At 71.8% G+C, this 21,249-nt stretch carries 21 protein-coding genes and 1 riboswitch; of the genes, 10 read left to right on the top strand and 11 right to left on the bottom strand.

Annotated elements, in window-relative coordinates:
- Positions 1 to 99 precede the first annotated feature (99 nt).
- From OH807_RS33980 to OH807_RS33970, 3 genes are all read right to left on the bottom strand, one after another.
- Positions 100 to 1,242, bottom strand: coding sequence for a glycerate kinase (locus OH807_RS33980; protein ID WP_406206980.1), 1,143 nt, complete (start codon positions 1,240 to 1,242; stop codon positions 100 to 102).
- A 411-nt stretch (positions 1,243 to 1,653) separates the two neighbouring features.
- On the bottom strand, positions 1,654 to 2,541 hold the full coding sequence (locus tag OH807_RS33975) for a 2-hydroxy-3-oxopropionate reductase (protein ID WP_406206977.1): 888 nt from the start codon (positions 2,539 to 2,541) through the stop codon (positions 1,654 to 1,656).
- A gap of 43 nt (positions 2,542 to 2,584) precedes the next feature.
- On the bottom strand, positions 2,585 to 3,451 hold the full coding sequence (locus OH807_RS33970) for a TIM barrel protein (protein ID WP_406206974.1): 867 nt from the start codon (positions 3,449 to 3,451) through the stop codon (positions 2,585 to 2,587).
- Between the two features lie 192 nt (positions 3,452 to 3,643).
- On the opposite strand from OH807_RS33970, the gene OH807_RS33965 reads away from it, so the two are divergent.
- The 7 genes from OH807_RS33965 to OH807_RS33935 all read left to right on the top strand — a co-directional run bounded on the left by OH807_RS33965 (position 3,644) and on the right by OH807_RS33935 (position 9,580).
- The gene (locus OH807_RS33965; RefSeq protein WP_406211337.1) at positions 3,644 to 3,889 is read left to right on the top strand and encodes a thiamine-binding protein; all 246 of its coding nucleotides are present in this window, start codon (positions 3,644 to 3,646) and stop codon (positions 3,887 to 3,889) included.
- Positions 3,886 to 4,266, top strand: coding sequence for a helix-turn-helix domain-containing protein (locus OH807_RS33960; RefSeq protein ID WP_406206973.1), 381 nt, complete (start codon positions 3,886 to 3,888; stop codon positions 4,264 to 4,266). The genes OH807_RS33965 and OH807_RS33960 overlap by 4 nt, the downstream gene beginning before the upstream one ends.
- 240 nt (positions 4,267 to 4,506) lie before the next feature.
- Positions 4,507 to 5,010 (top strand): 2-oxo-4-hydroxy-4-carboxy-5-ureidoimidazoline decarboxylase, encoded by a 504-nt coding sequence (gene uraD, locus OH807_RS33955; protein WP_406206970.1) that lies wholly within the window; start codon positions 4,507 to 4,509, stop codon positions 5,008 to 5,010.
- Between the two features lie 60 nt (positions 5,011 to 5,070).
- On the top strand, positions 5,071 to 5,406 hold the full coding sequence (gene uraH, locus OH807_RS33950; protein WP_406206967.1) for a hydroxyisourate hydrolase: 336 nt from the start codon (positions 5,071 to 5,073) through the stop codon (positions 5,404 to 5,406).
- A gap of 27 nt (positions 5,407 to 5,433) precedes the next feature.
- The gene (gene pucL / locus OH807_RS33945) at positions 5,434 to 6,354 is read left to right on the top strand and encodes a factor-independent urate hydroxylase (RefSeq protein ID WP_406206964.1); all 921 of its coding nucleotides are present in this window, start codon (positions 5,434 to 5,436) and stop codon (positions 6,352 to 6,354) included.
- A 320-nt stretch (positions 6,355 to 6,674) separates the two neighbouring features.
- Positions 6,675 to 8,138: a nucleobase:cation symporter-2 family protein gene (locus tag OH807_RS33940; protein ID WP_406206961.1), complete on the top strand. Its 1,464-nt coding sequence runs from the start codon at positions 6,675 to 6,677 to the stop codon at positions 8,136 to 8,138.
- A gap of 56 nt (positions 8,139 to 8,194) precedes the next feature.
- Positions 8,195 to 9,580, top strand: a complete 1,386-nt coding sequence (locus OH807_RS33935) for an 8-oxoguanine deaminase (RefSeq protein ID WP_406206958.1) — start codon at positions 8,195 to 8,197, stop codon at positions 9,578 to 9,580.
- A gap of 191 nt (positions 9,581 to 9,771) precedes the next feature.
- Here the strand turns inward: OH807_RS33935 and OH807_RS33930 are convergent, their stop codons facing one another.
- Positions 9,772 to 11,010, bottom strand: a complete 1,239-nt coding sequence (locus tag OH807_RS33930; protein WP_406206955.1) for an MFS transporter — start codon at positions 11,008 to 11,010, stop codon at positions 9,772 to 9,774.
- Between the two features lie 55 nt (positions 11,011 to 11,065).
- Here OH807_RS33930 and OH807_RS33925 point away from each other — a divergent pair, with 55 nt between their 5' ends.
- Positions 11,066 to 12,073, top strand: a complete 1,008-nt coding sequence (locus OH807_RS33925; RefSeq protein ID WP_406206952.1) for a helix-turn-helix domain-containing protein — start codon at positions 11,066 to 11,068, stop codon at positions 12,071 to 12,073.
- A 60-nt stretch (positions 12,074 to 12,133) separates the two neighbouring features.
- Here OH807_RS33925 and OH807_RS33920 read toward each other — a convergent pair whose 3' ends face one another.
- Together OH807_RS33920 and aceB are read right to left on the bottom strand one after the other, a co-directional pair.
- Positions 12,134 to 12,520: a gamma-glutamylcyclotransferase gene (locus OH807_RS33920; protein ID WP_406206949.1), complete on the bottom strand. Its 387-nt coding sequence runs from the start codon at positions 12,518 to 12,520 to the stop codon at positions 12,134 to 12,136.
- Positions 12,521 to 12,662: 142 nt separating this feature from the next.
- Entirely contained in the window at positions 12,663 to 14,315 is a 1,653-nt protein-coding gene (gene aceB, locus OH807_RS33915) for a malate synthase A (protein WP_406206947.1), read from the bottom strand.
- Between the two features lie 201 nt (positions 14,316 to 14,516).
- On the opposite strand from aceB, the gene OH807_RS33910 reads away from it, so the two are divergent.
- On the top strand, positions 14,517 to 15,314 hold the full coding sequence (locus OH807_RS33910; RefSeq protein WP_406206944.1) for an IclR family transcriptional regulator: 798 nt from the start codon (positions 14,517 to 14,519) through the stop codon (positions 15,312 to 15,314).
- Between the two features lie 183 nt (positions 15,315 to 15,497).
- Positions 15,498 to 16,052, top strand: coding sequence for a hypothetical protein (locus tag OH807_RS33905; RefSeq protein WP_406206941.1), 555 nt, complete (start codon positions 15,498 to 15,500; stop codon positions 16,050 to 16,052).
- A gap of 67 nt (positions 16,053 to 16,119) precedes the next feature.
- Here the strand turns inward: OH807_RS33905 and OH807_RS33900 are convergent, their stop codons facing one another.
- The 5 genes from OH807_RS33900 to OH807_RS33880 form a co-directional block, all read right to left on the bottom strand.
- Positions 16,120 to 17,391, bottom strand: a complete 1,272-nt coding sequence (locus OH807_RS33900) for a hypothetical protein (RefSeq protein WP_406206938.1) — start codon at positions 17,389 to 17,391, stop codon at positions 16,120 to 16,122.
- A 1-nt stretch (position 17,392) separates the two neighbouring features.
- A riboswitch (cyclic di-AMP (ydaO/yuaA leader) is annotated at positions 17,393 to 17,559 on the bottom strand.
- 220 nt (positions 17,560 to 17,779) lie between these two features.
- Positions 17,780 to 18,208 (bottom strand): hypothetical protein, encoded by a 429-nt coding sequence (locus OH807_RS33895; protein ID WP_406206936.1) that lies wholly within the window; start codon positions 18,206 to 18,208, stop codon positions 17,780 to 17,782.
- 147 nt (positions 18,209 to 18,355) lie between these two features.
- A complete protein-coding gene (locus tag OH807_RS33890) occupies positions 18,356 to 19,159 on the bottom strand; it encodes a hypothetical protein (protein WP_406206933.1) in 804 nt (267 codons plus the stop codon).
- Between the two features lie 19 nt (positions 19,160 to 19,178).
- Positions 19,179 to 20,075, bottom strand: a complete 897-nt coding sequence (locus OH807_RS33885) for an aldo/keto reductase (protein ID WP_406206931.1) — start codon at positions 20,073 to 20,075, stop codon at positions 19,179 to 19,181.
- Complete coding sequence (locus OH807_RS33880) at positions 20,072 to 21,241, bottom strand: cupin domain-containing protein (RefSeq protein WP_406206928.1); 1,170 nt, start codon at positions 21,239 to 21,241, stop codon at positions 20,072 to 20,074. The genes OH807_RS33885 and OH807_RS33880 overlap by 4 nt, the downstream gene beginning before the upstream one ends.
- Between the last annotated feature and the right edge of the window lie 8 nt (positions 21,242 to 21,249).

Genomic DNA, 21,249 nt, shown 5'->3' with positions numbered 1-21,249 from the left:
TGGGGTACGTCGAAGGATTGCCCGGAGCCTAGGGCCGCCTTCAACAAAACGTCAATGGAGAAAGCTACGAGGGTGCCGTGGTGCGGGCCGCCGGCCGGCTCACCCGGTCAGCAGGGCCGCGGCGAGCCGCTCCCCCGCGACCTCGGCCAGCTCCGCCGCCCGGGTCATCGAGTCCCCGGGCTGTTCGGCCAGGTCGGTGAGGGCGTAGGCGGCGGTGAACCCGGCCGCCCGCCACTCGCGCTCCGAGAGCTCCAGCCTTCCTGCCACAGCGGCCACCCGAACCCCCGCCCGGGTGGCCGCCGCGGCAACGCCGGCGGGTGCCTTGCCGTGGAGCGTCTGAGCGTCCAGGCAGCCCTCACCGGTCACGACGAGGCGTGCCCCACGCACGGCCTCGTCGAAACCCAGCAGTTCGAGCATCAGCTCGATGCCGGGTCGCATGGTGGCGCCGAGCAGGGCGAGGGCGGCGAAGCCCACCCCGCCCGCGGCCCCGGCGCCGGGGGCGTCGCGGAAGTCCCGCCCGGCGGCCTCGCCGACCTTGTCGGCGAAGCGGGCCAGGCCCTCCTCCAGCACCAGCAGGTCGTCGCCGTCGGCGCCCTTCTGCGGGCCGTAGACGGCGGTCGCGCCGCGCGGGCCGAGCAGCGGGTTGTCCACGTCGCAGGCCACCACGACCTCCACCCCGGTGAGGGCGTCGGCCAACGGGCCGAGGTCGATCCGGTCCAGCCGGCGCAGCGCGGCGCCGCCCGGCGGCAGCTCGGTGCCGTCGGCGTCCAGCAGCGAGACGCCGAGCGCCTGGACCATGCCCGCCCCGCCGTCGGTGCAGGCGCTGCCGCCGAGGCCGAGCACGATCCGCTTGGCGCCCAGACCGACCGCGCGGCCGATCAGCTGGCCGACCCCGTACGAGCCGGCCGCGAGCGGGGCGGTCCGGCCGCCGGGGAGGCGGGCCAGCCCGGAGGACTGCGCCAGCTCGACCACGGCGGTGTCGCCCCGGACGGCGAGCGCGGCGTCCACCGGGAGGCCGGTGGGGCCGGCCACCTTGGCCGGGATCCGGGTGAAGCCGGCCGCCAGCGCGGCGGCCAGGGTGCCCTCGCCGCCGTCGGCGACGGGCAGTTCGCGGACCTCGGTGCCGGGCGCGACGCGGCGGATGCCGGCGGCGATCCGCGCGGCGACCTCGGCACCCTCCAGGGTGCCCTTGAACTTGTCGGGAGCTACGACCACATGGCCCTGAGTGGGGGTGGCGGGCATGGCGTGGGCCTCACTTCCGGACGGGTCTGGCGATGGTTCGTCAAGCATGGGCCGCGGCCGTTCCGGTGTCGTCCCGGGCGGGCGGCCGCCGCAGGGGCCGGGGTGCGACCCCCTCCCCGCCGTTCCCCTCGTCCCGCTTCCGACGTACGAGAGGCTCCCCTCGGCGAGGGAGGGGGCCGGGCGACGCGCACCAGCACGACCGAAGTGCCCCCGAAAGGGACGTGCGCGTCACCGGCTTGGTCGATCGGCAGGAGGCGGATGAGCCCCAGCCCGCCTGCCGATCGGGTCTGCCCTCCTGGTGGCGCGGGCACGACCGGATAGGTACACGCCACCAGGAGGAGTCGGTGGGCCCGGGGATCTCACGACCCCCGGGCGGGGGCGCGGCCGCGTGCGGGACGCGGCCGCGCGGTGCTACTTGACCTCGCGGCCGGACAGCCGCTCGACGCCGCGCAGCAGCGCCGAGTGGTCGAGGGAGCCGTCACCGTTGGCACGGGCCGAGGCGACCAGCTGGGCCACCACGGCGCCGACCGGCAGGGCGGCACCGACGGCGCGGGCGGCGTCGGTGACGATGCCCATGTCCTTGTGGTGCAGGTCGATCCGGAAGCCCGGGGCGAACTCGCGGCCCAGCATGTTGGCCTTCTTGCGGTTGAGCACGGTCGAGCCGGCCAGGCCGCCGCCGAGCACGTCCAGCGCCGCGGCGAGGTCGACGCCCGCGTTCTCCAGGAACACCACGGCCTCGGCCAGCACCTGGATGTTGACGGCGACGATCAGCTGGTTGGCGGCCTTGACGGTCTGGCCGGCGCCGGCCGGGCCGACGTGGACCACGGTGGTGCCGAGCACGTCGAACAGCGGCTTCGCCTCGGCGAAGTCGGCGGCGTCGCCACCGACCATGATCGACAGCACTGCCTCGACCGCGCCGGCCTCGCCGCCGGAGACGGGGGCGTCCAGGGTGCGGACGCCCTTCGCCTTGGCCGCGGCCTCGACCTTGATCGAGGTCTGCGGGGTGATGCTCGACATGTCGATCACCAGGGTGCCGGCGGCGACGTTCTCCAGCACACCGCCCTCGCCCAGGATGGCCTGCTCGACGTGCGGGTCGGCCGGGACCATCGTGATGACGACCTCGGCGTCCTTCACCGCGTCCGCGATGCTGGCGGCGCCGTGGCCGCCGGCCGCGACCAGGGCGTCGATCTGCGGCTGGGTGAGGTTGAAGCCGGTGACGTGGTGGCCGGCCTTGACCAGGTTGGCGGCCATCGGGCTGCCCATGATGCCGAGGCCGATGAAGGCGATCTTGCGGCTCATCGCGTCGTTCCTTTGTACGTGGTGGGGTGAGGGTGGCGAGGGCTTACTTCGCGGCGCGGTGCTCGCGCGGCAGCCACTCGAAGCTGTCGGCGCTGACGCCGGTGGAGGGGCGGTACTCCAGGCCGATCCGGCCGGTGTAGCCGGCGGCGGTCAGCCGCGCGAAGAGGTCCTCGAAGTCGAGCCCGCCGGTGCCCGGCTCGTTGCGGCCGGGGTTGTCGGCGATCTGCACGTGGCCGAAGCGGTCCGCGTAGGTGTCGATGACGGCGGCCAGGTCCTCGCCGTTCATGGCCAGGTGGTAGAGGTCGCAGAGGAACTTCGCGTTGCCGAGGCCGGTCGCGGCGTTCACCTTGTCGACCACCTCGACGGCGGCGGCGGCGGAGACCAGCGGGTAGTCCGGGGACTCGGGCCGGTTCAGCGCCTCGATCAGCAGGACCGCGCCGATCTCGTGGGCGGCCTTCGCGGCGAGCACGAGGTGCTCCAGTGCGAGCGCGTCCTGCTCGGCCGGGTCGACGCCCTCGACCCGGTTGCCGTAGAGGGCGTTCAGCGCCTTGGTGCCGAGCGAGCCGGCGAGCTCCGCGGCGACCGGGACGTTGGCCCGGAAGCGCTCCTGCTCTGCCGGTACGGAGACGGTACCGCGGGCGCCCTTGGTCAGGTCGTCCAGGAAGTTGAGGCCGGTGAGCTGCACGCCGGCGTCGGTGAAGGCCTTGCGGAGCGCGTCCTGCTCGGCCTGCGACGGGGCGTGCTCGGCGCCGAAGGGCCACCAGAGCTCGGCGGCGGTGAAACCGGCGGCGGCGGCCGCGGCCGGGCGCTCCAGGAGCGGGAGCTCACCGAACAGGATCGACAGGTTGACCGTGTAGCTGTGCTTGGAAGCGGCAGTCACGTCAATCACCTCGCATCTCTCTTCCGACATCCGCAACTTCCACGATCCGGAAGAGGGATTCTGCTTGGTGGAAGCATGTCCGCCGCATCGAGCGGGTGTCAAGACTGCCGCAACAATTTGTTGAAGCAGACCGAAACCCCTCGGTCCGGAGCCCGACCACTGTTCGATCGACCAGCCCCGACCCCGCCCGCCGCCGCTCGCTAGAGTGAGCGGGTGCGATTGATGGTGGAGTTCACGACAGAACCGTTCGAACTGGACACGTTCCCCGAGCACGCCGCGGCGGCCCGGAAGGTGGTCGACGAGGCCGGCCTCGCCGTCGCGGTCGGCCCGTTCGGCACCGGCGCCGAGGGCGAGGCCGAACAGGTCCTGGCCGCGGTGACCAAGCTGCTCCGGGAGACCCTGGACGCCGGGGCGACCCGGATCTCCGTACAGGTCAGCGTCCTCGGAGAGGAGGGCGGTGCACCGTGACCGAGCACCTCGAACACCCGCTCGCCGCGGCGATAAAGCCGCTGCTCGCCGCCGTCGGCGCGACGCCCGTCCCACTGGACGAGGCGAAGGCCGAGGACGTCGTCCTGGAGTGGGAGGGCACCCCGGCCCTGGCCGTCCGGCTGCCGCACCTGAGCAGTGCGCTGGACCGCCTGCTGGCCGAGATGACCCGCCAGTTCGACGGCCGGCCACTGGCCGAACTGGACCGCCTGGAGAAACAGCGGGTCGTCGCCCTGCTGGAGGAGCGCGGCGCCTTCACCGTCCGCCACGGGGTGGAGACCGTCGCCACGGCGCTCGGCGTCAGCCGCTTCACCGTGTACAACTACCTCAACCGCCAGGACGGCTCGAAGTCCGGCTGAGTCCGGCCCGGTACGACCGGCCGCCCCGTGCGGGGCGTCCGGGTGCATTCGGGTGAACCCCGTCGGCCCGGCCAGTCTTCACGAGCCCCCGGCGGGGCACACTTGTCTCATCGCACACGAAACGGGCCGCTCACCGGGACCTGTTCAAAACGTAACCACCAACCGTTCAACAAAGTGTTGACGGCCCGGTTGGGTGGATCTAGCTTGTGCGGGTGGCACCACTCTTCAGGAGGTCCACCCGTGACCAACCACCCCCACGCCCTTGACGCCCTGGCGGCGGCCGACGCCGCCGAGCTGAAGGCGATCCTGCTGGAGGTCTGCTCCAGCCCCCGTTGGGCCGACGCCGTCGCGGCGGCCCGGCCCTGGTCCGACCGCACGGCCCTGCTCGACGCCAACGCGTCGGCCATGGCCGGCCTCGCGGCCGCCGACCTGCACGACGCGATGACCGGCCACGCCCGGATCGGCACGCCCAAGGCGGGCGACGCCACCTCCGAGCGCGAGCAGGCCGGCATCAGGGGAGTCGACACCGCACTCCTCGACGAACTGCACGAGGCCAACGCCGCCTACGAGGCCAAGTTCGGCCATGTGTTCCTGATCTGCGCGACCGGCCGCACCGCGGACACCATGCTCGCCGCCCTGCGCGAGCGCTACCCCAACGACGCCGCCGCCGAGGCGGAGATCGTCCGGGGCGAGTTGCGCAAGATCAACGACATTCGGATCAACCGTCTGATCGACGAAGCCTGATCCCTTCTCGGGCCTCGCTGACGTATCGTCAACTCTGCCATCAGTAAGGTCACTTCACCCATGACTGGCATCTCCACCCACGTGCTCGACACCAGCCTCGGCCGCCCGGCCGAGGGCGTCCCGGTCGAGCTCGCACTGCACACCGAGGGTGGCTGGAAGGTGCTCGGCACCTCCGCCACGGACTCCGACGGCCGGGCCAAGGACCTGCCGGCCGTGGAGGCGGGCTCGGTCGTCCGGCTCCTGTTCGACACGGCGGCCTACTACGCCGCGGCGTCGGACGAGAAGCCGTTCTTCCCCGAGGTCTCGATCGTCTTCACGGTCGCGCCCGCGCAGCACCACTACCACGTGCCGTTGCTGCTCAACCCGTTCGGATACTCGGTCTACCGCGGAAGCTAGACCGCTTGATTGATTGGGAGCCATGTCATGGCCCACGTGCTCGGTCAGAACCAGTACGGCAAGGCGGAGAACCGCATCGTCCGGATCTACCGTGACTCGACCCGTCACGAGATCAAGGACCTGAATGTCTCGGTCGCCCTCCGCGGCGAGTTCGACGACGTCCACCTCACCGGCTCGAACGCCAACTGCCTGCCCACCGACACCACCAAGAACACCGTGTACGCCTTCGCCAAGGAGTACGGCATCGAGTCGGCGGAGGCGTTCGGGATCCTCCTGGCGCGCCACTTCGTCGACGACACCGAGCGGGGCGTGGTGCACAGCGCCCGCATCCGCATCGAGGAGTACACCTGGGACCGGATCAGGACGCCGGACAGCTCGGCGCGCTTCATCGGCTCCGAGGAGGTCGGCCACTCCTTCGTCCGCAACGGCCAGGAGACCCGCACCACCGAGATCGTCTACGACGGCGAGACCGTCCAGGTCATCTCGGGCCTCAAGGACCTCGTCGTGATGAACTCCACCAACTCGGAGTTCTGGGGCTACATCAAGGACAAGTACACCACCCTGCAGGAGGCGTACGACCGCATCCTCGCCACCCAGGTCACGGCGCGCTGGAAGTACGGCTTCAGCGGCCGCGACGGTGAGGCCCAGCCCAACTGGAACCGCTCCTACGCCCACGTGAAGCGGCACATGCTGGAGGCCTTCGCCGAGACCTACTCGTACTCGCTGCAGCAGACCCTGCACGCGATGGGCACCCGCGTCCTGAACAACCGCTCCGAGGTGGACGAAGTCCGCCTGGAGCTGCCCAACAAGCACCACTTCCTCGTCGACCTCGAACCGTTCGGCCTCAAGAACGAGAACGAGGTGTACTACGCCGCGGACCGCATGTACGGCCTGATCGAGGGCACCGTGCACCGCGACGGCGTGGTACCGGTGATCCCGGTCGCCTGACCTCCCCCATGAACACCGTCCGGTCTCGTCGCACCCTCCGGCCCCTCGCGGCCGGCCGATCCCGGACGGGCAGCACGGACCCCGGCACCAGCCCGGGGTGCGGTTCCCGCAAGACCAGTACCTGCACCTGCACCTGCACCATCTGTTTCTCCACCCCCACCCACCGGAGATCGTGCTCGCCTCCCGGCGGCCGGCCCGGGGTGCTGGAGAGGCCGGCCGAGGGATCCTTGCACCGCCGTCCCGCCCTCGGCCAGGGCAGCACCAGCCAGTCTCCAGCGCAACGGGCGCGCCGTGAGCCACGGGCACAAGAGGGGCTCGACATGGCACCCAGCAACACGAGTACCACAGACGGCGGCTCCACCCCTGCAAGACCTTCTGGCCCGGGCGGCGCACCAAACGGCCTCCCCGGCACACCGTCCGGGCCGGAAGTCCACCCCGTGGACGAGTTGCTGCCACCGGTGAAGCTCATCTCCACCGGACTCCAGCACGTCGCCGCGATGTACGCGGGAGTCGTCGCTCCCCCGCTCATCGTCGGTGCCGGCGTGGGGCTCTCCCCCGCCGAACTCGCCCTGCTCATCTCGGCCAGCCTGTTCACCGCCGGACTGGCCACCCTGCTCCAGACCCTCGGCTTCTGGAAGATCGGCGCGCGGCTGCCGTTCGTGAACGGCGTCTCGTTCGCGGGCGTCGCGCCCATGATCGCCATAGCCAAGGAGCACGGTCCGAAGGACGCCCTCCCGGTGATCTTCGGAGCGGTGATCGTCGCGGGGATCCTGTGCTTCCTCGCGGCACCGTACTTCTGCAAACTGATCAGGTTCTTCCCGCCGGTCGTCCAGGGCACCGTGATCACCCTCATCGGGGTGTCCCTGCTCCCGGTGGCGGTGAACTGGGCGCGCGGCGGCTCGCCGGGCGCCCCCGGATTCGGCTCCATGCGGGCCATCGGCCTCGCCGCGATCACCCTCGTCGCGGTGGTGCTCTGCAACCGGCTGCTGCGCGGCTTCTGGCAGCAGCTCTCCCTGCTCATCGGACTGGCGATCGGCACCCTGCTCGCCTTCCCGCTGGGCCTGGCCGACTTCGGCACGGTCCAGGACGCGAAGGTCTTCGCGCTCCCCTCCCCGTTCCACTTCGGCGCGCCGATCTTCGACGTCGCGGCGATCGCCTCGCTCTGCATCGTCATGGTGGTCTCGATGACCGAGTCCACCGCCGACATGCTCGCGCTCGGCAAGATCGTCGACCGCGAGGCCGACGAGCCCGTGCTCGCCGCCGGCCTGCGGGCCGACGGACTGGCCACCGCGCTCAGCCCGGTCTTCAACGGCTTCGCCGCCAGCGCCTTCGCCCAGAACATCGGGCTGGTGGCGCTGACGAAGATCCGCAGCCGCTTCGTGGTCGCGGCCGGCGGAGGCATCCTGATCCTGCTCGGGCTCTTCCCGGTGCTCGGGTCGGTCGTCTCCCTGGTGCCGCAGCCCGTCCTGGGCGGCGCCGGCATCGTCCTCTTCGGCACGGTCGCGGCCAGTGGCATCCGGACCCTCGCGGAGGCCGGCATGGAGTCCAGCTCGAACACCATCCTGGTGTCGGTCTCGCTCGGCGTCGGCATCATCCCGATCGCCGTCCCGGCCTTCTACGACTCGTTCCCGGAGGCCGTCCGCACCCTGATGCACTCCGGGATCTCGGCCGGCTGCGTGATGGCCGTCCTGCTCAACCTGCTCTTCCACCACGTCGGAACAGCCCGCCGGTCGCCGGCCGACGGGGCGTCCGGCACGACGGTGCCGACGGCGACACCGTCCTGACCCACCGGGCGGGCATGCCTCCCATGCCCGCCCGGCCTCCCCCATAGGAGTTCCCCATGGCAGTCCAGCCTCCGCCCGCCGACCAGCGGATCGTGATCGAGAACGTCGCGATCGCGACGGTCGACGCCAACGACACCGAGCACGCCCGCGGCCACGTGGTCATCCTCGGCAACAGGATCGAGTCGGTCGGCAACGGCCCCGCCCCGCAGTGGCTGGACAACGTCGTACGCCGGATCAACGGCGAGGGCCACCTCGTCACCCCCGGCCTGGTCAACACCCACCACCACTTCTACCAGTGGATCACCCGCGGCCTCGCCCAGGACAACATCCTCTTCGACTGGCTGGTCGCCCTCTACCCGACCTGGGCCCGGATCGACGACAAGCTCGTGCACGCGGCCGCCCAGGGCTCCGCCGCCGCACTGCTCAAGTCCGGCTGCACGACCGCCTCGGACCACCACTACGTGTTCCCCAAGGACGGCGGCGACATCCTCGGCGCCGAGATCGAGGCCGTCCAGGAGCTCGGCATGCGCTTCACCGCGCTGCGCGGCTCGATGGACCGCAGCAAGAAGGACGGCGGCCTGCCGCCGGACCACGCGGTCGAGAAGACCGAGGACATCCTGATCGCCTCCGAGGAGGCCGTGAACAGGTACCACGACGCCTCGGCCGACTCCATGCTGCAGATCGCCCTGGCGCCCTGTTCGCCCTTCTCGGTCTCCACCGAGCTGATGCGCGAGTCCGCCGTACTGGCCCGCCGGCTCGGCGTGCGCCTGCACACCCACGGCTCCGAGACCGCCGAGGAGGAGGCGTTCTGCAAGGAGCTGTTCGGGATGGGCCCGACCGACTACTTCGAGTCGCTGGGCTGGCTCGGTGAGGACGTGTGGATGGCGCACTGCGTCCACATGAACGACTCCGACATCGCCAAGTTCGCCGAGACCGGCACCGGTGTCGCGCACTGCCCGTCCTCCAACGCCCGTCTGGCCGCCGGCATCGCCCGCGTCCCCGACATGCTGAAGGCCGGCGTCCCCGTCGGCCTCGGCGTGGACGGCACCGCCTCCAACGAGTCCGGCGAGCTCGGCACCGAGCTGCGCAACGCGCTGCTGATCAACCGCCTGCACGGCTACCCGACCGCCCTCACCGGCCGCCAGGCGCTGCGCCTGGGCACCATGGGCGGCGCCCGGGTGCTCGGCCGGCAGAACGAGATCGGCTCCATCGAGGTCGGCAAGCTCGCGGACCTCGCGCTCTGGAAGATCGACGGCATCATGCACTCCTCGATCGCCGACCCGGTCGCCGCCCTCACCCTCGGCGCGCTGCCGCCGCTGGCCGCGCTGTTCGTCAACGGCAACGCCGTGGTCGAGAAGGGCGAGCTGACCACCGTCAACGAGGACCGGATCGCCCAGGCCTGCGCCCGCGCCGCCCGGGAGCTGGCCGCCCGGCCCGTCTGATCCCCCCTGACTCCGGGGCGCCCAGGGACGGTGCGCCACCGGACTCCGCCGGCCTCCTCCTCCCGGAGGCGGCCGGTGGACCACAGTCCCGGACCCACGGCGAGGGTCCGGGACTGTGGCGTGCCCGTGCCGTACGCGTCGCGCGGCCGCCCGGGCCCGCTCCCACCCCCGTGGGGCGCGGGCCCGGACGACTACCCGGCGCGCACCGCACCCCGGACGGCCGCCGGCAGGGCCGCACCGGCGAGCGCGAACAGCCCCGCCAGCACCACCCAGCCGGCACCGCCGTGGTCGACGGCCGTCACGGTGATCACCAGCGGGCCGATCACGTGCGCGGCGGCCTGCCCGCTCATGAACACGCCCTGGTACTCGCCGTGCGCCCGCGGGTCGGCCAGGTCCAGGCTGAGCGTCCAGCCGCCGGCCGAGGTCAGCAGCTCACCGAGGCTGTGCACCAGCGCGCCCGCCAGGACCACCCCGGCCGCCACCACCGCCGGCCCGAACGGCGCCGCCGCGTACGCCGCGCAGGCCAGGGCCAGCAGCAGCCCGCCCCGCGCACACGCCCGCGCCGCCGACGCCGGCCCCGTCACCCCGCGGCTCGCCCGGACCTGGAACAGCACCACCAGCAGGCAGTTGACCACGTCCACCGCGGCCACCAGCGCCGCCGGCGCGTCCGTGGCGAGCACGATCCAGAGCGGGAGACCCACCGTCAGCACCGCGAGCTGGAGCTCCAGTACCGCGTGCAGCCCGGTGACCAGCAGGTACCGGCCGTCCCGCAGCGCCGTCCGCCGCTCGCCCCGGCCGCCCGCGGCGTCCGCCGCACCGGCCTTCCCCTCCGGGACGGGCAGGCCCGCCAGCAGGGCCGCCGCCCCCAGGAAGCTCGCCGCGTCCAGGGCCAGCACGGTCACGTACCCCGCGTACGAGTCGGACTGCAGGGCGAGCGCCGCACCGCCGGCGCCGACCACCAGGCCGGCGTTCATCACCGACCGCAGCAGGGCCCGGGCCCGGACCTGGCCCTCGGCGGGCAGCACCCGGGCGATCAGCGCGCTGCGCACCGCCACCGCACCGCGCTCCAGCACCGTCGCCGCGCAGGCCAGCGCCACGAACGCGGCGAAGGAGTGCACGAACGCGTAGCCGAGCACGGCCGCGGCCTCCAGCGGTCCGACCACGAGCAGCAGCCGCTTGCTGCCGACCCGGTCCGCCAGCCGCCCCATCGGCACGCCGGCCAGCACCCCGCAGACGCCGGCCACCGTGAGGCCGAGCGCGACCCGACCGGGCGTCAGACCGATGGAGCGGGTGAAGAAGAGCACGCTGACCGTGACGAAGAGCCCGTTGCCGACGGTGTTCACCAGGCTCATCAGGACGAGCCTGCGCAGGAGCGGGTCGTCCGGCAGAAGGCGGCCGACAGCAGCGGCACGCACCACGGTGGAGGTCATGTCAGAAGCACAGCGGGGTTCCCGGGACGGCGGAATTCTTTTACCGTTACGGTCAATGTTCGAATTCCGCCTCGGGGTCGACGACCTCGCCACCACGTGGTTCGCCCACTCCCCTCTCCAGGAGACGGTGTTGAGCCTGCGGGCCCGCCGGTCCGCCGCCCGCTACCCGGAGCAGCAGGCGTGGATCGCCGGCTGGCAGTCCCGCTACGAGACGCTGGACACCGAGCTGCTGGAGTCGCTGATCGCGCCGGTCGGCTTCGTGCCCGACTTCCTGACGCCCCGTCCGGTCGGCCCGCGACCGGACTTCAGCACCGAGCTCGGGCGGCTGGCGCGCACACCGGCGGAGGTGGTGCGGGCCGACGTGATCGCCGCCTACCGGAGCGACGGCGGCGTGCTGCCACCGGTGCTCGCCCGGCTGGTCGACGATCCGGCGGCGCTCACCGCGCGGGTGGCCGAGGCGCTGGAGGCGTACTGGACGCGCTGCCTGGCGCCGGTCTGGTGGCCGCGGGCGCGCTCGGTGCTGGAGGCTGACATCGCCCACCGGGGCCGGATGCTCTCGGAACGCGGCGCGGAGGGGCTCTTCGCCGGCCTGGACGACCGGCTCTCCTGGCAGGCGGGGGTGCTGCGGCTCGACGACCCGCATCCGGCGGTCCGGGCCGTGGGGGCCTCGGTGGACGTCGCCGGGCGGGGGCTGGTGCTGATTCCGACGCTGTTCGGGCTGGGCGCCCAGACCGACATCACCCAGGTGGGGCCGCCGCTGATCTGCTATCCCGCGCGCGGCAGGGCGACCATGGGCGAGGGCCTGACCGGCGCCCACCGCGGCGCACCGGGCGGACCGCTGGCCGCGCTGATCGGGGCGCCCCGGGCCAGGCTGCTCGCCCTGCTGGAGACCCCCGCCAGTACCACCGAGCTCGCCCACCGGCTCGGGGTCACCCCGGGTGCGGTCAGCCGGCACCTGGGCGCGCTCACCGCCGCCGGCCTGCTCGACCGGAGCAGGTACGGCCGCAGCGTCCTCTACCGGCGCAGCCGGCTCGGCGACGAGCTGGCGGGCGGCCGGTCCTGACCGGGGCGCCCGCCGCCCGGGCGCGCGCCGGTCGGGCCGTGCCGTCGGGGTGCGCGCCGGTCAGGCCGTGCGGCCGAGGGTGGCGAGGTAGGCGCGCCAGCCGCCGTACTGGGTGATCTCGCGGTGGACGCCGCGGTCGGCCTCGCCGCGGGCGAGGAGCATCGAGAGGCAGGCGGAGCCGTCGTCGAGCTCGATCACGCCGAGCTCCAGCTCCCGCGGCTCACCGGGGAGGATGACGTCGCGCAGGTGTTCCAGGGTGATGTCGTAGAGCTCGCCCTCGACGGCGGTGTCCGTCCCGGGGGCCGGCAGCAGGCCGGGGCAGACGTCGTCGATGGAGAAGAAACGGTAGCCGGGCGCGGTGCGGGCCGGGCCGATCAGGGCGTCGGCGACGGAGGCGTGGAACGGGCCGCCGACCATGGCCTGGCCGTTGAAGAAGATGCGGGGCACTGCGGACTCCTCGGGGAATGACCGTTCCGCACGGCGACGGGGAGGACAGGTGGATTCGTCGCCGTACGGAACGGAGTAAAGCGGCGGCCGGACTGCTACAGCCTGGAAGGCGGCACCGGCCGCACCGGTGGATAGATTGGGATCAGCCCAGCAGGGGAAGCGCGGGGAGGGTCAGGAAGTCCGCGAACTCCTCGGCCAGGGAGACCTGTTCGAACAGCTTGGCGGCCTCGCGCCAGCGCCCGCCGGCGTAGGCCTCGTCGCCCAGCTCGGCCCGGAGCGCGGCCAGCTCCTCGGCCACCAGGCGGCGCACCAGGTCGGCGGTGGTCTTCTCCCCGGTGTCGGAGAGGACGACGCCGTTGTGGATCCACTGCCAGATCTGCGAGCGGGAGATCTCGGCGGTGGCGGCGTCCTCCATCATGTTGAAGATGCCGACGGCCCCGAGACCGCGCAACCAGGCCTCGATGTAGCGGAGGCCGACCTGGACGGCGTTGTGCAGCCCCGCGTGGGTACAGGTGCCGCCGGCGCCGGCGATGTCGAGCAGCTGGGCGGCGGTGACCGGCTCGGCCGGGCCGGGGTTGTCCTTCTGGTGCGGGCGGTCGCCGAGCACGGCGTCGAAGGAGGCGCGGGCGACCGGCACGAGGTCCGGGTGGGCGACCCAGGAGCCGTCGAAGCCGTTCTCGGCCTCGCGGTCCTTGTCCGCCTTGACCTTCTCCAGCGCGGCGGCGTTGACCTCGGGGTCCTTGCGGCTGGGGATGAACGCGGCCATGCCGCCGATGGCGTGGGCGCCGCGCCGGTGGCAGGTCTGCACCAGCAGCCGGGTGTAGGCGGCCATGAACGGCGAGGCCATGGTGACGGTGTTGCGGTCCGGCAGGATGTAGTGCTCGCCGGCGTCGCGGAAGTTCTTGACGATCGAGAACAGGTAGTCCCAGCGCCCGGCGTTGAGCCCGGCCGCGTGGTCGCGCAGCTCGTGGAGGATCTCCTCCATCTCGAACGCGGCGGTGATGGTCTCGATCAGCACGGTGGCCCGGATGGTCCCGTGCGGGATGCCGAGGGCGGCCTGGGCGTGGGTGAAGACGTCGTTCCAGAGCCGGGCCTCAAGGTGGCTCTCGGTCTTCGGCAGGTAGAAGTACGGGCCGGAGTTCGGGTCCTCGGCGCCGCGGGCGATCAGCCGGGCGGCGTTGTGGAAGAAGTAGAGCCCGAAGTCGAGGAAGGCACCGGCCACCGGGCGGCCGTCCACCAGCAGGTGGTTCTCGTCCAGGTGCCAGCCGCGCGGGCGGACCACCACGGTGGCGAGTTCGGCGGCGGGCTTCAGGGTGTAGGCCTTGCCGGCCGAGGACGTGAAGTCGATCCGGCCCTCGAAGGCGTCGATCAGGTTGACCTGGCCGCTGACCACGTTCTCCCAGGTCGGGGCCGTGGCGTCCTCGAAGTCGGCGAGCCAGACCCGGGCGCCGGAGTTGAGTGCGTTGATGACCATCTTGCGGTCGGTGGGGCCGGTGATCTCGACCCGGCGGTCCTGGAGCGCGCGGGGGGCCTCGGCCACCGTCCAGTCGCCTTCGCGCACGGCGGCCGTCTCGGGGAGGAAGTCCAGGGTGCCGGACCGAGCGATCTCGGCGCGGCGGGTCCTGCGGCGGGCCAGGAGCTCCTGCCGACGGTCCTCGAAGGTGCGGTGGAGGCCGACGACGAAGGCGACCGCCTCCGGAGTGAGCACCTCCTCCGACCGGTGGACTCGCGGACCGGCGACAGTGACGACCGGAGCGGCGGGGGAGGCGCCGGCGGGTCCCTGATCTGTAGCCATGAGCAGGACACTCCTAAGACGGTTGAGCATGGCGAAGGGAGTTCCGGTGGGAACTTCCTTGATCTGAACCGAGGTGAACCCCGAGTACCGGAGCCTTCGATTCTGTAAGGTGGAGACTAGTTTCCGCGATACAGAATTTCAACGGTTTGTTGAGGTGATCGCAGGGACTCTACTCCTCCCCCGACAGCGAAGGGAACGCCGGTGGTCGCGACCCCCGACACAGCATCGACGAAGGGCACGGACCGCGCGAGCGGCGGTGTCCAGTCCGTCGAGCGCGCCTTCCAGCTGCTGGAGGCGCTGGCCGACTCCGGCGGCGTGGCGACGCTCAGCGAGCTCTCCACCTCCTCCGGACTGCCGATGCCCACCATCCACCGACTGGTTCGTACCCTCGTCCAGCAGGGCTATGTGCGCCAGGACACCGCGCGCCGCTACACCCTCGGGCCGCGGCTGATCCGGCTCGGCGAGACGGCCGGCCGGCTGCTCGGCAGCTGGGCCCGCCCCTACCTGGCGGAGCTGATGGAGGCCACCGGCGAGACGGCCAACCTGGCCGTGCTGGAGGGCGGTGAGGTGGTCTACGTCGGGCAGGTGCAGTCGCGGCGTTCGATGCGGATGTTCACCGAGGTCGGCCGCCGGGTGCAGCCCCACTGCACCGGCGTCGGCAAGGCACTGCTGGCCCAGCTGCCGGAGGCCGAGGCGCGCGCCGTGCTCGGGCCCAACCCGCTGGCCGCGCACACCGAATTCACCGTGACCGACCCGGACGAGCTGCTGCGCCAACTGGCCGAGGCCCGCGAGCGCGGCTACGTGGTGGACGATCAGGAACAGGAGATCGGGGTGCGCTGCATCGCACTCGCGGTACCGGGCGCGCCCACGCCGACGGCGCTCTCGGTGTCCGGCCCGGAGGCCCGGATCCGGGCACTGGAGGAGCAGGCCGGTGCGGCCGCGCTCGTCCCGGTGATGCACCACATCGCGAACCGGCTCGGGCAGGTCCTGGCTCCCTGACGCGGCGTCACCGGACCTGCCCGGACGGGAGGTCCGCGGCATCCGCCCCCAAGTCGCGGTTCGCCCGTTCGGGCGGCCCGAGGGCGGGTTGGAGCGGCGCCGGCGGGCCCGTCGGTCACGCTGGGTGCGGGAGCGCTCCGCGACGGTGCGGGACGCCGGAACGCAAGGGCACGGTGAGCGGCTATGTCGCGCAGAACGTCCGTACGAAGCTTCCTCGGCAGGTCACTGACGGTGGGGTGCGCCCTGGTGGCCATGGTCGGCGGGACGGCCATGGCGTGCCCGGTCGACGAGCCGGCCCCGGCCGCCGAGCCGGCTGCCGAGGCCCCGGCGCCGAAGACCTCCAGCTCCGACCTGGAGGTGGTCCGGATCGACCCGGACGCCACCTCGCCCGGCGGCACCACCACCGTGCACGCCTTCGTCGCCAACGGCGGGCCCGACCGGACCGCCTCGCCGTTCACCGTGGTGGTCACCCTGCCGGAGGGGGTGACGGCCGAGGGGCCGTTCTTCCCGGAGAACTGCTACGAGTTCCAGAACGGTCACCGGGTGCGCTGCACCTTCGGCGCGGGGCTGCCGCTGTTCCGGTCCGCCACCGCGCTGATCCCGGTCCGGCTCGCCGCCACCGTCCCCGTCGGCGACCTGAGCGGCGGCTACGTCGCGGTGCGCAGCGACGACGACGGCAACGAGGCGAACAACAGGCAGCCGTTCACGATCCACGTCGTGGAAACCGCCCGGAGCTGAGCGGAGACCACCGGAGCCGCGTGGAGGCCGCCCGGATCCCGTCCGGGCGGCCTCCACGCGTGGCTTCCTAGCGGTAGACGCGGACGTAGTCCGCGGCGAAGGTGATCGGAGCGGTGCCCTGCGGCGCGGCGTGGTACTGGCCCGCGCTCAGGGAGAGGTTGAGGATCAGGTACGCCGACCAGTTGGCGCCGACGCCCTTGCCGTCCGAGTAGACCTTGGTGCCGTTGACGTACCAGTCGACCGAGTTGGCGCCGTAGGAGGTACCGATGGTGACCCAGCCGTCCTTCGCGATCGCCTTGGCGTCCGTGTAGTACAGGTGGCCCGGGTTGACGTGGTTGGTCAGCTCCAGCAGGTTCGGGTTGTCGGGGTGGTACTCGAAGGAGTCGATCTCCCCGTTGCCGTTCTTCCACGTCCAGAGCGCCGGCCAGGCACCGGTGCCGGCCGGGAGCTTGACCCGGGTCTCGGCGTAGTCGCCGGTCTTCACCTGGAAGCCCTCGCTGGAGTACTCGGTGGTGAGCAGCCCGGTGTCCCAGGACTGCTTGCCGTTCTCCAGCTTGTTGGCGCCCGGCTTGGCGGTGAAGGTGGCGACGCCGCCGGAGACGCTGACGTTGTTCTTGTTCAGCCAGTCGAGCTTGTTGTCGTCCGGGTTGTGGTTGCCGTAGTGGTACGAGCTGCTCTTGTCCCCCGTCCAGCGGGAGCCGTAGGCGATCGGGCCGCTGAACTCGTCGGACCAGGTGAGCTTCTTGCCCGCGACGGGGGCGCCGGTGGCCGGGGTGCTCGCGGTGGCGCTCGCCGACGGGGAGGGGGTGGGCGTCGCGGTGGCCGTGGGGGTCGCGGTGGCCGTGGGGGTGGGCGTCGGCGACGGGGTGGCGGCGGTGCCGGACACCACGAGCTGCTGCGAGGGCAGGTTGTGCCAGGCACCCGCGGAGTCCTGCCAGAAGCCGAACTGGGTGTAGGTGCCGACCGGCAGGGTGCGGGCGCCGGTGGTGATCGACAGGCCGCTCGGGCAGATCTGCGCGTTGGCGACGTTGCCGGGGAAGTCCAGGTTGCGGCCGGCTGCGTCTCGCACGCCGACGCCCAGCGTCTTCGCGGTGAAGCAGGCCGAGGAGTGGACGGTGAGCGAGGCGGTCGTGGCCTTGCCGGCGACCATCGCGGCCGGCGCGAGCTTGTCCTGGGTGACGGTCGGCGCGGTGGCCGCCTGGGCCCCGGTCAGCGCCGGGACGCCGAGGAGTCCGGCACCGCTGATGGCGAGCGCGCCGGTGACGCCGAACGCGGCGTTGCGGCGGTGGCGGGAGGGGCGGGCATGGCGAGGCGCGGTGCGCCGGGCAGGCTTCTGCATGGGGTGTCCTCTGCGACGCCTGCGAGGTGAGCTGTCGGGTTCGGGCCGAGGTTGCCCGGCCGCCTGTGGGTAGCGGCTTCACCCCTAGCCGCGGACCGCGCGCGGGAGCGCACGGGCCGGGCACTGACCTGGGTCCCCCGCTCCCGTCCGCTGTGGTGCTCGGTTGCCCGCCGTCGGGTGGACAGGACTCGGCGTCCCGACGGGGGAGGCCCGCGAAGCGGACGTCCCGTGCAGGCTAGGCAGGCCGCCCTCGGGGCGACAACTCCCCGGGGGCGGTTGTCGCGCAGGTCACAGCCGGGCGGGGCGGAGTTGATCAACGGCTTTGCCGAGTTGATCAGTTGGGTCGGCGGGTGTGGTCGGAGGTCGGCGGGGGTCAGGGGCCGGCCGGTCAGGCGAGCCAGGCCGCGACCTGGCCCATCGCCTCGGGTGCCCAGGCCAGCTCCAGGTGGTTCAGACCGCCGACCAGCCGCGTACCGCCGACCGTGCCGACCCCCGTGGTGTCCAGCGCGCTGCGGGTGAAGACGATCCCGTCGCTGGGCCCGCGGTTCTCGTTGAGCACGCCCGGGATGTCGGCCGAGCCGCCGGCCAGCAGGTACGTCCGGACCGCCGCCGGGATCCCCGCCCGCTGGAGCGGCCCGATCAGCGAGCCGGCGTCGACGGCCGCCTGGATGCCCTGGCCCGCGGTGTAGAGCCCCTGACCCCCGTAGTAGGTCGTCCACCAGTCCTGGGCGGTGCCGTCCACCCCGTAGCTGCCGTCCCACCGGGCGAGCAGCTGGCGCTGGCCCGGGTAGCAGTCGTACCCGCCGGTGGGCAGCACCCCGAGGCACGGTTGCGCCGTGTAGGTGAACGGTTCACCCGTATACCTTGTTCCCGACCTGCGGAGACATCCCAAGGTGTCGAGTTACGCAACCTCTCCCACCAGGGCATCGCCTTCCTCCCGGGCATCGGAATGGGCGTCTCCTCTTCAGTGGCCCGTCAGAACATCGAGGTGCTTGCGGGCCGCAGGAGCCAGGGCGGTGTAGAAGGGGGTCCGGTCGGCGGCCTGGAGAATCTGTGTCACGGCAATGAGCTGGGCGAGATGCCCGGCATCACTGTCCAGCACGTCAGCGAACACATCAGCCACCCGCGAAGCTGTCGCTGGTTCCAGCAGGGAATGCACTAGCAGCATGGCCGCATCGAAGCCGACCGGCGCTCTTCCCCACGTCTCCCAGTCGAGAATGACCAAGGTCGGACCGCAGAGGTTCGACCAGTGCAGGTCACCGTGTGCAGTTGTCCAGTGGATCTCGCCGGGGACGACTCCGGTGAACTCGGGGACTCGGCGTCGGATGTAGACCTCGCGGCAAGCGTCCCGGTCGAGAGGGTCCGCTGTCCCTAGGGTGTCGATCGCGCTGCGGAGACTCGCCCACCATTCGTTCGGCAGTTCGGGGGCTGCCTCAATGACCGGGGACGCCGAGACCAGTTGCTCCGTCAGCAGGTCGTAGACCTCAGCCCGGTAGGTGTGGTCTCCCTTGCCCCACTGAGTGACGGTGCGCAATGCAGGCCGGGGGATGCCGGGCGAGAGCTGTTGCTGTGCTGCGGCCGGCCCCTCCCAGAGTCGGCCGTTGGCTCGGTCGGTCTTCTCGCTGACCAGTCGGAGCCACACGCGCTCACCGGTATCGGTGGATGCGTGGCCGGACAGGGTCCGCCCCTCGTAGCCCCACAGCGAGCCACGGCCCGGAGTGATCAGGCCGCCGGTCGCCGCCTGGGTGTGCTCCCAGGCGGCGACCATGCGATGTGTGGTGGCGGCATCAGGGGGATAGAACACGGTGGATCTCCCGGAGGGCGGCAGCGGTCATCGGGGGCAACTCTATGGCTCGGAAGGCCCGTTGCCAGTGTGCCGCGTTGGAGGTGCCCAGGAGTATCCGCGAGATGCCCGGCGTTGATGCGACTACATGAAGAGCCGCCTCCGGTGGTTCGAGCCCTGGACGGATCAGCTCCGCCAAGTCGCGGGTGATCATGCCGGGCAGATCACCCCCATGGAGGGGGGAGGAAGCGAACACGTCCAGACCGGCTGCTGCTGCGGTGCCGATCGGGCCGAGTCCGTCCAGGGCTTCCACAGCGGCATCCAGGGCCACAAGCGACACAGGGAGCTGGATCGCTCGTAGGTGATGGCGCGAGCCAGCCGCCCGGAAGGCGGTGTCAACCAGGTCGTTCACCGTGAACGTCCCGGCTGAGAATCCCGACCAGGTTGCGACGCCATACCCCCCGATCAGACCAGCGGCTACCAGTTCCTCCAGTGCCTCGAAGGCGCGCGAGATGGCGGCCAGGACCGTGTTCCGCTCTCCGATCCGCTCGGGATTGTGCAGAAACACGACCTCCGGGTGCCGTCCGAGTTCGACGGTGCTGCGCTCGGTCTGCCAGCGGACGTAGGAGGGGCGCAGGCTGTGCCCCTCTTCGGCCTGCGCGGGCGTGATTACTCCCGCCGCCAGTGCCTCAAGTGCGGCAGTCCGGGAGATGAACCCGACCTTGGTCGAGACGGAGATGTCAGGATGGGTGCGCAACGCGGGCGCCAAATCATGATGCGCCGAGCCGCCCCGGTAGTTGGGGGCCGTGTCGATCCAGGTGGCCCCGAGGGCGGCGGCAAACGCCGCCGCCCCAGGGACATCCCGGCACAGGTGGGTACCCAGGGCCAGGGATGGAGTCACAGCTGACCCACCGCCGCGAAGTTCTCAGCAACGAAGGCCGTCAGCAGCTCGGCGACCTGGTCAACCGGGAGGCCGGAGCGGTCGGAGAGTTCCCCGATCGTCAGCGACTCCCCCTCGACCAGCGGAGTGATCATGCCGATGGCTCGACTGGCGAGCCTCCACTCCTCGCCGCCCGCAGTGAGGACGGTCAATCCGTCCTCGTCGGTGTGGACGCGCGCCCGAGCTGTGGTGAAGTGGACCTTCAGCGCCGGGTCAGCAGGGATGGTCTCGACGTTCGGCAACGATGGTGCCGGCCTGCCAACGTCGATCGCGTCGCCGGCCGCCATGTACTCCGGGATCACCCCGTCGTGCAGGGCCGCCGTGATCTCCTTGCGGAGCACGTCCAAGTAGGCGGCCTGATCGCTGGGGCTGGCATGGATCGGCAGGGTGGCGCGCACCGTGTCCGAGGTCCGCACGCGTTCGCCGATCCAGGTGATCAGGTCGGAGCCCGTCGTGGACTTGATCCCGCACGTCAGGTGGAGCGACCGGCCCTCGACCGCGCCAACAGCGTGCCACCATCCGCGCGGCATGTAGAGCATGTCTCCGGCGCGAAGGACCAGTTCCGTCAACGGTTCGCCGGTCGGGGCCTCGGGCGCCTCGGTGTCTCGGTACAGCGGGTCAGACCGGGTCTGGCCGTAGATCCGCCAACGTTTGGCACCCTCAAGCTGGACCACCACCGTGTCGTGGTCGTCCCAATGGATGCCGAAGCCCTCGCGGGGCGTCCAGGACGCGTAGGCATTGACCTGCACCCCGGCCCGGAAGTGGCGCTCCAGCGCTTCTGCGAACTGGCCCACGCGGGGGTGGATTTCGTCTGCCGCGTCCAGCACGAGGGAAGCGCCATCCGCGAGCTGCGCGTGCATCCTCGACGGCTCGATGCGGTGCCAGATCGTGTTTCGGCGCGTGGTCACCGCGGTGGTGTAGGCGTGCTGGGGGATCATGTCCCCGTCGGCGGAGAGTCGCAGCCGGGGCGGCTCCAGACGATTCCGGGCGACGATGGCGTTCAGGTCATCCCAGGTGAGCAAGTCGGCGAAGTCGCCGACGCCCTTCCAGTGGCGGTAGGTGCGACCGAACTGCTGGGCGGGGAAGTCCCCGCCCAGCAGACGGACCACCGTGTCAATGGTGGTCAAGGTGCAGC

Source organism: Kitasatospora sp. NBC_01560, assembly GCF_045208415.1.
In the GTDB taxonomy this organism is placed as follows: domain Bacteria; phylum Actinomycetota; class Actinomycetes; order Streptomycetales; family Streptomycetaceae; genus Kitasatospora.
This window is presented reverse-complemented; position numbering and strand designations above follow the sequence as displayed.